Here is a 12,441-nt window from a genome sequence, read left to right as displayed (position 1 = left end):
AAAATTCAACCTATTTATTATGAGAAAGTTTGTTGTTACGATTGCGCTCGCCGCCTTAACTTTTTCTTCGCTTGCTCAGATTGTAAGTTTAAATAACGACGAAATCAAAAAGCTAAAAGTGCAGATCAAAAATGACGGGCAAACTAAAAAATTATACCAGGGCTTTGAAAAAGCGGCATTAAACTACCTCAATGAAATACCTAACCCAATTGATACCATCCGAACGGAAGGATTATTAAAGGGTAATCCAAAAAAAGAGAAAACCAGATCAGCCCTGGCAGATATGAACAAAATGTCTGCATTGGCCTTGCAATACCGGATTACTGATGACCAGAAATATTTAAACAAATGTGCAGAATTTCTTGGTGCATGGGCGAAAATCAATAAACCAGATGGCGATCCTATTGACGATACCAATCTGGATAAAGCCATTGAGGCTTATGATCTGATCAGAAGAGACCTAGCCGGGAAAGATAAACAACAGATTGAACAATGGCTGACGGAAACAGCATGTGCCGAGATTAACAGCAAACGAATGAAAACTGGAAGAGCCACCGCCATTAACAACTGGAACGCGCACCGGTTAAAGGAAGTTGGTGAAATTGGTTATGTTTTAAATAATCAGGAGTTTATTAAATGGACAATCGAAAATTTAAAAAGCCACATTAACATCAATTTATTTCCCGATGGAACAAGTTTGGATTTTAAAGAACGTGATGCCATGCATTACCACATTTATGACCTGGAACCGATGCTCAAATTAGCCATTATGATCGACAGGGCAAAGGGACCAGACTTCTACACTTATCAGTCGCCAAAAAGATCTTCCATTAAAAAATCTGTAGAGTGGCTGATTCCATATATCAATGGCGAAAAACAACATGAAGAATATGTACACACGACTGTTAAATTTGATCGAGACCGGGCCAAAAATAATGAACCCGGATTTGCGCCGGGTACAATGTTCAAACCGGATTTAGCTTTACCGGTACTAAAACTAGCCGTGTATTTTGATGGGAAACAGGCTGATCTGTTAAAAAAAATCATTAACAATCGTAACGACTGGCAAACCATACTGGACGAAATTAAGCGCGAAAGCAGACTTACAAAATAAATAAACTTTCAATAATTTTTGAAAGTTAAAAAACAATATTTATATTTGTTTATGGAATTGGCAGCAGCGAAATTAAAATTTATAGAAGCCTGGGGAAAATTAGGCTCCGAATGGGGAATCAACCGCACCATGGCCCAGGTACATGCCTTATTGTTAATTTCTCCTGAAGCACTTACGACGGAAGAAATTATGGATGCACTCAGCATTTCAAGGGGAAATGCAAACATGACGCTCCGCGATTTAATTGGATGGGGCTTGATTGAAAAACAACATAAAGCGGGCGAACGTAAGGAATATTTTTTTGCGGATAAGGATGTTTGGAATATTGCACGCCAGGTAGCCAAGGAACGCAAAAAAAGAGAATTAGATCCTGTGTTAAAAGTTTTAAATGAGCTATCAACTGTGGTGGGCGATGAAAAAGATCCGGAGTATAAAACCTTTAAAAAATCAGTAAACGATATTAACAAGCTTGCGGTTAATGTAGATAAAACTTTAGAAACGATGCTTAAAGCCGAAGAAAGTTGGTTTTGGGGCTCGATATTGAAAGTGTTTAAATAGATTGGGAGAGGATGTAGGATTGAGTAGTAATATAAAAGTAGCAAGCATCAAGATGAAAGTATTAAGTACCGAGATGAAAGTAGCAATAGAGATTTACTTTATGAGTTAAACCCTTAGCCTTACCCTAAACCTCAAACCTCACGTCCTAAACCTCACCCAAAAGGCCTGACCAATTGTTCGGCTTTATTTTTTAACTCAAACTTTCATTTCTTACTGAAAATACCAAAATTTAAATTAATGAAAATGCTTAAAAACCATGTGATATTATTTGACAATGAGTGCCCAATGTGTTATGCTTATACTAAAGCTTTTGTCAAAACAGGAATGTTAGCGCAAGATGGCAGGGAGCCTTACCAGGAAATACCACCAGATATTTGCCCACTGGTAGACCATCAAAGGGCGACTAATGAAATTGCCCTGGTGAATACCGAAACCGGCGAAGTTACTTATGGCATCCAAAGTTTATTCAAAATTATTGCACATGCCATGCCCTTCTTTAGGCCTTTATTTGTATTTAGTCCATTTGTTTATCTAATGCGTAAACTTTATGCATTTATTTCTTATAACCGCAAAGTGATTATTCCGGTAGCAGTTAAAGAAAATACCTTACAACCCAGTTTTAACCAACGCTATCGTATTGCATATTTATTTTTAACCTGGGCCATTACCGCCTATATTTTGACAGATTATGCACATCTTTTGACAGATTTTGTCCCATTAGGCAGTAAATACCGCGAATATTTAATCTGCGGTGGACAGCTATTTTTTCAGGGTACTATTATCATTTTTTATAGAGAGGAAAAACTTTGGGATTACTTAGGGAACATGATGACCATTTCTTTCGCGGGCTCTCTTATGCTTTTACCCGTCATAATACTTACAGAATATTTCGACTTTCAGCCATCGTTTTTCCTATTTTACTTTTTAATGGTTGCTGGATTGATGTTTTTAGAACATCTCCGCAGGAGTAAATTATTAAAGCTGGGCTGGGTAATGAGCATTACCTGGGCATTGTATCGTTTAATTGTTTTGAGTTTAATCTTCATTTTTAATTGGTCATGAAATACGGAAAAATTATACTGGCTGGCGGAAATGGTTATCTGGCCGGCGTATTGGCGAAATATTTTAGCGGCATAGCCGATGAAGTAGTCATTCTGGCGAGAAAGCCACAAGCTGAAAAAGGCAACATTAAAACACTGGTTTGGAATGGGAAAACCATAGGAGATTGGGTATACAGTTTGCAAGGGGCAGATCTCTTGGTTAACCTTTGTGGTAAAAATGTAAACTGCAGGTACACGGAGAAAAACAAAAAAGAAATTTTTGATTCCCGGTTGATTCCTACCCATTTACTTGGTAAAGCCATTGAAGAAATAAAAAATCCACCAAAACTTTGGATCAACATTACTTCTGCAACCATTTACCGCCATGCAGATGACCGACCACAGGATGAATTTACAGGCGAAATCGGCAACGGCTTCTCTGTTGAGGTATGCAAAGCCTGGGAAAACTGTTTTTTTAAAACCAACACGCCCAACACCCGAAAAATAGCACTTAGAATGGGTATTGTTTTAGGTCTGAAAGATGGAGCATTCCCACGCTTACTTAACCTGGTGAAATTGGGTATGGGCGGCAAACAGGGCAGTGGCAAACAATACATGAGCTGGATCCATGAAGAGGACACCGCAAGAAGTATTGAATGGCTACTTGACCATCCGGAAATTAAAGGAGTTGTAAATTGCACTGCGCCAGAAGCGGTTAAGAATCATGTTTTCATGCGCAGCATCAGAAAAGCTTTTGGTCGCAGTTTTGGCTTGCCTGCACCAGTCTGGTTATTAGCTATTGGTGCGAAAATTATCGGTACGGAAACGGAACTGATTTTAAAAAGCCGATGGGTTAAACCAACAATATTGATAAATAATGGATTTGATTTCAGATACGGAAAGATTGATGAAGCAATGACCGAGCTAAGCAGGCAGCACCAAAAGTAGTGGTAATTAAAAACGGAAAGTATGCCAACCATTATCTTAAAAACAGTGATTAATGCACCCATCGCGCGCTGTTTCGACCTGGCCAGAAGTATTGACCTTCATCTACAGTCGATGCTAAGTTCTGGTGAGAAAGCCATCGCTGGAAAGAAAAGTGGGTTGATCAGTATAAATGAATCTGTAACCTGGCAAGCAAAACACTTTGGCATTTTGTTTAAAATGACCAATAAGATTAGCGCAATGGAATATCCAACGTTGTTCATTGACGAAATGATTAAGGGACCTTTTAAAAAACTCCATCACCAACACCTGTTTAAAACAATAGGTTCTCAAACAGAGATGACTGATATTTTTGAATTTGAAGCGCCTTTTGGAATAGCAGGATGGTTGGCAGAAAAAGTATTTCTTAAAAAATATTTGCTGAAACTAATTGAGAAGAGAAACGAGGTCATCAGATTTCAAGCTGAATTGTAATATGCGATGATACACTTTTGATAAGACCCTGAAATAAATTCAGGGTGACGATGACGCGGGGAGAACTGACAACGGAACGACATTAACAAAAAACCCCGAAACAAGTTCGGGGTTTAGTTTATTTTACTTCTTCGTAGTCTACGAAATCGCCAAGTTTATCTGTTTTACTTTGATCGGGTTTTGGCGGCATATAGTCGATAGAAATAGAACCTTCAGGTTTCTGTCGCCGCTGTTGCTGCTGTCCTGTAGCCTGACTTTGCATTTTGCTGGCCAGGTTATTAAACAGCATAGGTAAAATTAGCCTAATCAACATTCTGATCAGCCAAAGTACCAATATTGTAATAAAAACGAATTTTACTAATGCCATGCTTTAAATAACTGTTGTTACAAATATAGACGTCGTAACATTTATTTTGTTACTTTTTCAGCCTTTAATTGCAATCTGATTACAAATATAATACGCAAATAGGGCGATAAAAGTTTAAATATTGCTTTAATCTTCTATAATTTCTGCTACGCGGCCAACCTGACCATCTTCCAGTCTTACTTTTATCCCCCGGGAATGAAATGCGGATGAAGTAAGCAGATCTTTCACCACGCCATAGGTGATGTTTCCTGATCGCTGATCTTTCTTCAGTATAATTCCGACTTCCAAGCCCGGATAAATGTCTTTTCTATTTTGCCCGTCCATTTGTGCTGTAATAAAATGATAATAAAGATTTCAAAATTCCATAATTATTTTGAATGTCAGGGTAGTTTGCTGAAATCAATTTCAGGTTTTTTACCTTTAGTGCTTCTGCTAAAGATTTTTCCCGGCATGGTATAATTATTAAAAAAACCTCCATTTTTTAAATAGAAAGCACCTTTATTGATCCCTCCCTGATAGTCCATCCGATAGCCTTTTGCTCCGGTATTATCAGTAGTGAAGCGCGCAACCTTTAATTCGGTCCATGTTCCTTTATCATCGCAGATCCATTGGTTATCAAACAAAACTTTTCGTGATAAATCTCCCTGCACTGGTGAAAAGTTTTCTAAAAAGGAATGGAAGCGTTTTAAATAAGTATTAGTCTTCGGCCTGGAAAAGCTGGCTATCAACTTCCATTTATTGGTTTCGGGAATAAAGAAATAAGCAGTATATGTGGTTAAGCTATCTTTTCCGGGCGCCCCATGCAGCAAAAACTTATAGGTGTTTCCTGCTTTCCATATATAATTTAGGTAGCTCTGGCCCCCGGCGCCTTCGTTTCCAAATTCTCCTGTGTATACACCTTCGCCTTTCTTTAGCATTTTGATCTTATGCGCTTCGGGAATACTTTTAGGATCATCTGTATTGAAAGGACTCCATACCGAAAATAAGATATGTCTTTCCGTCGGGCTGTTCACCTGCATACCAAAATAACCTTCACCAAAACCACAAGCCATAAAATAGGAACCTAACTTATCTTCTCCTTTTGGCACGGTTACTTCGTTATAGTACCATTCTGCATTTATATTTTCAGGCTGTTGATAATTTAAATGAACCGATGGTCCGCGCCGGCCCCAGTAAAAGAAATTGCCATCATTGTTTTTTACGTAAGCAGTTTTTCCCTCTATTGCCGTTCCGCTAATGCTTAACGTTTGGATGAAAGGAAATTGAGTGCCACTTTTGTCTATCCCTTTTATGGTGATGGCAACATAGCCGGTATCTTTGATTATCCAATCGCCAATTTTACCGTCAAAAGTTTTAGCTTCATCAAAACTTACTTTTTTGGATTGATTGTTAATAGAAAATTCTAAAGTAGATTGCCCTTCAACCACAGGTTTATCTTTAATAGAAATGAACAGCGTACCTGGCTTTGAAACCCTTAGATAGGCTGTAAAATATTCACCTGGGTTAGACCAGTTAACAATTCCACGGTCAGACAAGCTTTTTACAGCATCTTCATGTAAAGAACTGTAAGCATTGCCCCCAAGAGGAAGATAAATTGCCGCAGCATTTTGGGCATGACTTTTAAGCCCCGGAACGCCAAGTAAGATTAGCACTACCCACTTTAGAAATCTCATTTGATGATTTTTAGATAATTTTATTGAAAGCAATTCTAACTCAAATTATCTAAAAATCAATCTTTAAAACCAAATCGTTACTTGCTGAATTTTTCGTTAAACATCTTTTCCAGCGCAAACATTTCATCACGTAGCTTTGCAGCTTGTAAAAAGTCCATATCTTTTGCTGCTTTCTGCATATCCTTACGGGTGTTATCAATTGCCCTCTGGAGTTCGGCCTTACCCATATACTGTACAATTGGATCTGCCGCAATACTGATTTCAGCATTTTCTACATAGGCTTTTGCTTTATTATCGCTTGCTTTTTGCGAGAAATCGAGTACAGAGGTCTGTTCTAAAATTGCTTCTCTCGATTTGCCGACCGTTTTGGGTACAATGCCATTTTCAAGATTATAGGCAATCTGTATGTCCCTGCGCCTGTTCGTTTCTGAAATGGTTTTTTCCATACTTTCCGTAATGCCATCTGCATACATGATTACCCGGCCACGATCATTACGGGCCGCACGGCCAATGGTTTGAATCAGCGATTTTTCTGATCTTAAAAACCCTTCTTTATCCGCATCTAAAATCGCTACCAGGGTAACTTCTGGTAAATCTAAACCTTCCCTTAACAGGTTAATACCCACCAAAACATCAAATTCGCCCAGGCGTAAACCACGCAGAATTTCTACCCTTTCCAAAGTTTTAATTTCTGAATGGATATACCTGGTTTTGATATTTAAGCGATCAAGATATTTCGTTAACTCTTCAGCCATACGTTTGGTTAGCGTAGTAACCAGCACACGGCCACCATCTTTTATCGTAAGGTCTATTTCATCCAAAAGATCATCAACCTGGTTAATGGCAGGCCTGACCTCTATAACAGGATCTAGTAATCCGGTAGGTCTGATGACCTGCTCTACTACCACCCCTTCTGATTTTTCCAGCTCGTATTCTGCAGGGGTAGCACTCACATAAATGGTTTGTGGCGCAAGGGCTTCGAATTCGTTGAAATTTAAAGGCCGGTTATCCAATGCGGCCGGCAAACGGAACCCATATTCAACCAAAGATAATTTCCTTGACCGGTCTCCGCCGTACATGGCCCTGATCTGCGGAACAGTTACGTGGCTTTCATCAATGACCATTAAATAATCATCAGGAAAATAATCCAGCAAACAGAAAGGGCGCATACCCGGCTGTCTTCCATCAAAGAACCGGGAATAATTTTCAATACCGGAGCAATAACCCAGTTCTTTCATCATTTCGATATCGAAATTGGTCCGTTCCTCCAATCTCTTTGCTTCCAGTAGATGCCGATCGGCAATCAATTGGTTTTTTCGGATCTCCAATTCTTCCTGTATACCCCAAATGGATTGATTGAACCGGTCTTTTGGCGTAACGAAAAGGTTGGCCGGATAGATGGCCATATCTTCCAGTTTTTCGAGCGTTTTACCTGAAACGGGATCAATTGCTGAAAGTTCTTCGATATCATCGCCGAAAAAAGAAATGCGGTAAGCATGATCCAGATATGCCGGATAAACATCAACAGTATCGCCTTTAACCCTAAAAGTTCCGCGTTTAAAGTCTGTAGTTGTCCTGGAATATAAAATTTCTACTAAACTATGCAAAAATGCATTTCTCGAAATCCGAAGGCCTACACCAAAGCGAAAAACCATCCGGGAAAAATCTTCGGGATTCCCCATACCATAAATACAGGATATGGATGATACTACGATAATATCGCGCCGGCCACTCATTAATGATGAGGTGGTGCGTAAGCGCAGTTTTTCAATCTCCTCATTTATGCTCAGGTCTTTTTCGATATAGGTATTACTTGAAGCGATAAAGGCTTCCGGCTGGTAATAATCATAATAAGAAACAAAGTAATTCACCGAATTTTCCGGAAAGAAATTCTTGAACTCCCCATATAGTTGTGCAGCCAGGGTTTTATTATGACTTAAAATTAAAGCAGGCTTTTGGGTCTGTTCAATTACATTGGCTATCGTGAACGTTTTTCCTGATCCGGTTACACCCAATAAGGTTTGGTAGTGTTCATTAGCATTTACACCGTCTACCAGCTGTCTTATCGCATTTGGCTGATCTCCGGTAGGTTTATATTCTGAAGTGATTTTAAATTTCATGAGTATATCAAACTTAATAAAAATTGATGTTAAATCCATTATTGTGTTCTTTCCTCCGTTTATTAAAGATAAATCGCGGGGAATTATAAGACTTAACATTAAAAGGGTAACAGACGAAAGTCAGGAAAGTTGAAAATTGATATTTAAGGAACCTCAAAATTCAATATGTCATTTATAGTATCTAAACTTATTCCAACCTTGTAAATCAAAAGTTTAATTTTGGATTTACTAGGTTAAAAATGAAAACTCCCCGTTGAACAAAATTCAACGGGGAGTTTCAAAAGAGTTTCTTCATCCTAAAGATTTAGGATTCCCAATCAAGTTGGGAATGACGATCGGAGGAATAATGATACATTATTTCCCAGCAGCAGCCTGCATTGGGTTTTTGCCAACTGACTGGCCTCTTACAGCCCCACCAGCTTTTGCTTTATATACTTTAAACTTACTTTCTTTGGCTTTACCGCCCCACGTATTGTTAGACGTGTCAATATCAGCGGTTTCGCGTAAAGGATCAATTAAAATTGAAGCCACCTCTTTGTTTTTCACATAGAATTTAGAAGTTTTAAGTTCATTGTGTCTCCAGATCTGCGCAGGGATACGGTCTATTTCTTTTGTTCCATCTTTATAGGTAAACTCTACAATAATAGGCATTACCAAACCACCTTTATTGCTAAAACTCAGTTCGTATAAAAACTGGTTGGCATATTTACCTTGATCAGCTTCTGCAACCGCTTCTATAGGTGGTGTCATATCCATTTTCGTGGCAACAGTTGTATCAACCGTAACCAATCCTCTATCGTATTTATAATAAAAATCCTGAGCCGCTGTGTTTTTATCTACGTAGAAGCTGATTTTTTTGTCTTCGCGGTTTCTGATTTTAGAAATATCCTCAAAAGCATTTACGGCAGGCCTCTCAATTTTAACCATTCTCGATCTGGCAGCAGGAACTTCTTTAGGAAAATCGGCTTTTGCAAATTTCACGCTGTCTAAAGATATATCACATGGATCGGTTCCGTAAAACCATCCCCTCCAAAACCAATCTAAATCTTCGCCACTGGCATCTTCCATGGTACGGAAAAGATCAGCAGGCTGAGGATGTTTAAAGGCCCATCTTCTCGAGTATTCCTTAAATGCATAATCGAAAAGTTCTCTGCCCATAATGGTTTCGCGGAGAATATTTAATCCTGTAGCTGGTTTTGAATAGGCATTTGGACCAAAACGCGCAATATTTTCAGAGTTAGTCATAATGGGTTCCAACTCATCTTTAGGCAATTTCATGTAATCAACAATGGTATAGGCCGGTCCTTTTTTACTTGGAAATTTATTATCCCAAAGCTCCTCGGTCAAATACTCCACAAAAGAATTCAAACCTTCATCCATCCAGGTCCATTGGCGCTCGTCGCTATTTACAATCATTGGGAAAAAGTTATGCCCAACTTCATGAATAATAACCCCTAACATACCATTTTTAGTGCTTTCGCTATATGTTCCGTCTGCATCGGTACGTCCATAATTAAAACAGATCATCGGATATTCCATTCCATTTGCTGCCTCGATACTTTGCGCAACGGGATAAGGATATGGAATGGTGAAATCTGAATAGGTTTTAATGGTGTGCGCTACTGCACGCGTAGAAAATTTACTGTATAGGTTATAAGCTTCTTTTCCATAAAAACTCATGCACATTACGGTGTTGTTATTGGCCTGAATTTTTTGAGGCATGGCATCCCAGATAAATTTGCGGGAAGATGTCCACGCAAAATCACGGACATTATTAGCATTAAAAACCCAGGTTTTTTTAGCCGTAGATTTTTTGGTTTCTGCCAGTTTCGCTTCGGCCAGGGTCTGGATTTCCACAGGCGCGGCAGCCGTTTTTGCTGCATTATATCGGCTCAACTGTGTTGGGCTTAAAACGGCGCTATAATTAATACACTCTCCCGTTGAACCCACAAGATGATCTGCCGGAACAGTCATTTGTACTTTAAAATCGCCAAAGGTTAAGGCAAATTCGCCCCTGCCAGTAAACTGGTGGTTTTGCCATCCCTGAAAATCGCTGTATACGCACAAACGCGGGTACCACTGGGTCATGGTAAACAGGTAGTTTCCATCTCCCGGGAAAAATTCATAACCACCTCGTCCACCAACACTCATCCGGTCGGAAATTTTATAATTCCAATTGATGTTGAAGTTAAATTTCTGCCCGGTTCTCAATGCTACCGGCAAATCAACCCTCATCATCGTTTTGTTAACGGTGTAAGGTAAGTTTTTACCGGCCGCATCGGTTAATTTCGTAATATTGATACCATAGCCATTGTTACCAGTTGTACTTAACTGGTCTAACATTTTAGTGGTGCCTATTGCGGGCATCTTTGTCGCATCCTGATAGTTTGCATTTCTATCTGTGCTATGCTCATTCTCATCAAGCTGCAGCCAGATATAAGTTAAAGGGTCAGGAGAGTTGTTGGTGTAGGTGATGGTTTCAGTTCCTGTTAACAGCAGGTTTTTCTCGTCCAGCTCACATTTGATATTATAATCGGCACGCTGCTGCCAATATTTAACACCGGGTGCCCCGCTGGCTGTACGCTGTTCGTTAGGGGTAGGTAAAATAGTACCCAACTGCTCAAACTTATTCCCATGGTTGCTGCCAGGGTTATTCTGAATATTTTGCGCCATAGCCAAACCTCCGGAGAAGATAAGCAGGCCGGTTAAAGTAAATAGTTTATTCATTGTTATATTTCATTAAAAAGGAATTCGCTCTAAAGCCATTTTTAAAGCCAGGCTAAATACGGCTGATGATATAAATAAAACCCAACTCATTCGTTTTATGCGGGTATAATTAAAAATTAAAAAGGTAATTAAAAGAATAATAATGACCATAAAAACCTGCCCGGCCTCTAAACCTAAGTTAAAACCAAACAGGCCCCAGCCAATTTGCTGATCTTTGGCCAGCATGATTCGGATGGAATTTGCAAAACCCATTCCGTGGATAAGCCCGAAACCCAATGCCAAAAAGTAATTGATCTTGATTGATTTCAAAGAGAAATTTTTCCTGAACAGATTGCTGATTGCCGTAATGACGATGGTACAGGGAATCAGGAATTCTACCCATTTACTATCAAACCTGATGATATCCAAAACGCTTAAAAGTAAGGTGAATGAATGGCCAATGGTAAAGGCCGTAACCAATATCAGCACCTGTTTTAAATTAACATAACTATAAATAGCCACCAGGGCTAAAATAAATAGCTGGTGATCTAAAGCATCGGCACTGATAATGTGCGCCCAACCCAATTTAAAATAAAAAATAAAATCTTGTAAGGGCATGAATAATAAGCTAACTATTGGAACTAAAATAGTTTACAACAGTTAAAATTAGATTTTTTAATGATAAATCCCCAAATATCCGTCAAACAAAAGCATAAATACTAAATTTGTTACGGTCTTAGCTATTTAAATCTATTATCTTCCTTAATTTTAAGTCATAACTTTGTACTTCTTAAAAAAAACCGATGCATAAATTAAAATATCTCCTGCTGTTTTTGTGCTGTGCTTTTTTTTCTGTTAAAGCAGGCACTAAACATCCCTTGCACGTAAGCACAACCGAAGTTAACTTTAATGCAAAGGATAAGACCTTAGAAATAAGCTGTAGAATCTTTTCTGACGATTTCGAGGCCATTCTGGCCAGATTATACAAACAAAAAACTGATCTGAGTAATCCGAATATGAAAAGTGCCATGGATGTGCTGGTAAAAAAATACCTGCTTGCTCATTTACAGCTCAAAGCCAATGGCAAGGCCGTTTCAATGAATTATATCGGATTTGAGATCGATCATGAAGCCACCAATATTTACCTGGAAGTTGAAAAAGTGCCTACCTTAAAATCTGTTGAAGTTAATGACAGTATTTTATACGATATGTTCGATGATCAGATGAGTATAGTTCATGTAGTAAAGGGTAATAACCGCAAAAGCACCAAAATCCTTTATCCTGAAAAGAAATTCACGGCAAACTTTTAACTGTAATTTTTGTATTAGATAGTGTTCCGGTGTTAAATTACCGTTAATTTTTAATGGTCAATATTTTTAGGTTAATATTAGGCTAAGATATATTTCTTGTACTCTTTTTTTAAATACCGCGTTATTAAAATAAA

The 12,441-nt window shown here is 38.6% G+C and carries 12 protein-coding genes; 6 read left to right on the top strand and 6 right to left on the bottom strand.

The annotated features are described in order from the left end of the window. The first annotated feature begins 19 nt into the window (after positions 1 to 19). The 5 genes from ACIQXP_RS10890 to ACIQXP_RS10870 all read left to right on the top strand — a co-directional run bounded on the left by ACIQXP_RS10890 (position 20) and on the right by ACIQXP_RS10870 (position 4,131). On the top strand, positions 20 to 1,114 hold the full coding sequence (locus ACIQXP_RS10890; protein WP_387505372.1) for an alginate lyase family protein: 1,095 nt from the start codon (positions 20 to 22) through the stop codon (positions 1,112 to 1,114). Between the two features lie 18 nt (positions 1,115 to 1,132). Then, complete coding sequence (locus tag ACIQXP_RS10885; protein ID WP_387505373.1) at positions 1,133 to 1,672, top strand: GbsR/MarR family transcriptional regulator; 540 nt, start codon at positions 1,133 to 1,135, stop codon at positions 1,670 to 1,672. Positions 1,673 to 1,909: 237 nt separating this feature from the next. Then, positions 1,910 to 2,734, top strand: a complete 825-nt coding sequence (locus tag ACIQXP_RS10880) for a DUF393 domain-containing protein (RefSeq protein ID WP_387505374.1) — start codon at positions 1,910 to 1,912, stop codon at positions 2,732 to 2,734. Beyond that, positions 2,731 to 3,660, top strand: coding sequence for a TIGR01777 family oxidoreductase (locus ACIQXP_RS10875; RefSeq protein ID WP_387505375.1), 930 nt, complete (start codon positions 2,731 to 2,733; stop codon positions 3,658 to 3,660). The genes ACIQXP_RS10880 and ACIQXP_RS10875 overlap by 4 nt, the downstream gene beginning before the upstream one ends. A 21-nt stretch (positions 3,661 to 3,681) precedes the next feature. Beyond that, on the top strand, positions 3,682 to 4,131 hold the full coding sequence (locus ACIQXP_RS10870; protein ID WP_293743965.1) for an SRPBCC family protein: 450 nt from the start codon (positions 3,682 to 3,684) through the stop codon (positions 4,129 to 4,131). A gap of 118 nt (positions 4,132 to 4,249) precedes the next feature. Here ACIQXP_RS10870 and ACIQXP_RS10865 read toward each other — a convergent pair whose 3' ends face one another. The 6 genes from ACIQXP_RS10865 to ACIQXP_RS10840 form a co-directional block, all read right to left on the bottom strand. Next, positions 4,250 to 4,498, bottom strand: a complete 249-nt coding sequence (locus ACIQXP_RS10865; protein ID WP_293743964.1) for a DUF4834 family protein — start codon at positions 4,496 to 4,498, stop codon at positions 4,250 to 4,252. Between the two features lie 126 nt (positions 4,499 to 4,624). Next, a complete protein-coding gene (locus ACIQXP_RS10860; protein WP_086548157.1) occupies positions 4,625 to 4,822 on the bottom strand; it encodes a YwbE family protein in 198 nt (65 codons plus the stop codon). Positions 4,823 to 4,878: 56 nt separating this feature from the next. Then, positions 4,879 to 6,171, bottom strand: a complete 1,293-nt coding sequence (locus ACIQXP_RS10855; protein WP_387505376.1) for a DUF3472 domain-containing protein — start codon at positions 6,169 to 6,171, stop codon at positions 4,879 to 4,881. A 77-nt stretch (positions 6,172 to 6,248) separates the two neighbouring features. Further along, on the bottom strand, positions 6,249 to 8,291 hold the full coding sequence (gene uvrB, locus ACIQXP_RS10850; RefSeq protein ID WP_387505377.1) for an excinuclease ABC subunit UvrB: 2,043 nt from the start codon (positions 8,289 to 8,291) through the stop codon (positions 6,249 to 6,251). Between the two features lie 354 nt (positions 8,292 to 8,645). Beyond that, positions 8,646 to 11,018, bottom strand: a complete 2,373-nt coding sequence (locus ACIQXP_RS10845; RefSeq protein ID WP_387505378.1) for a M1 family metallopeptidase — start codon at positions 11,016 to 11,018, stop codon at positions 8,646 to 8,648. A 12-nt stretch (positions 11,019 to 11,030) separates the two neighbouring features. Beyond that, positions 11,031 to 11,615, bottom strand: a complete 585-nt coding sequence (locus ACIQXP_RS10840; protein ID WP_293743960.1) for a HupE/UreJ family protein — start codon at positions 11,613 to 11,615, stop codon at positions 11,031 to 11,033. A gap of 185 nt (positions 11,616 to 11,800) precedes the next feature. On the opposite strand from ACIQXP_RS10840, the gene ACIQXP_RS10835 reads away from it, so the two are divergent. Beyond that, the gene (locus ACIQXP_RS10835) at positions 11,801 to 12,307 is read left to right on the top strand and encodes a DUF6702 family protein (protein WP_387505379.1); all 507 of its coding nucleotides are present in this window, start codon (positions 11,801 to 11,803) and stop codon (positions 12,305 to 12,307) included. Positions 12,308 to 12,441: the final 134 nt, after the last annotated feature.

It is taken from the genome of Pedobacter suwonensis (genome assembly GCF_044762335.1).
In the GTDB taxonomy this organism is placed as follows: domain Bacteria; phylum Bacteroidota; class Bacteroidia; order Sphingobacteriales; family Sphingobacteriaceae; genus Pedobacter.
This window is presented reverse-complemented; position numbering and strand designations above follow the sequence as displayed.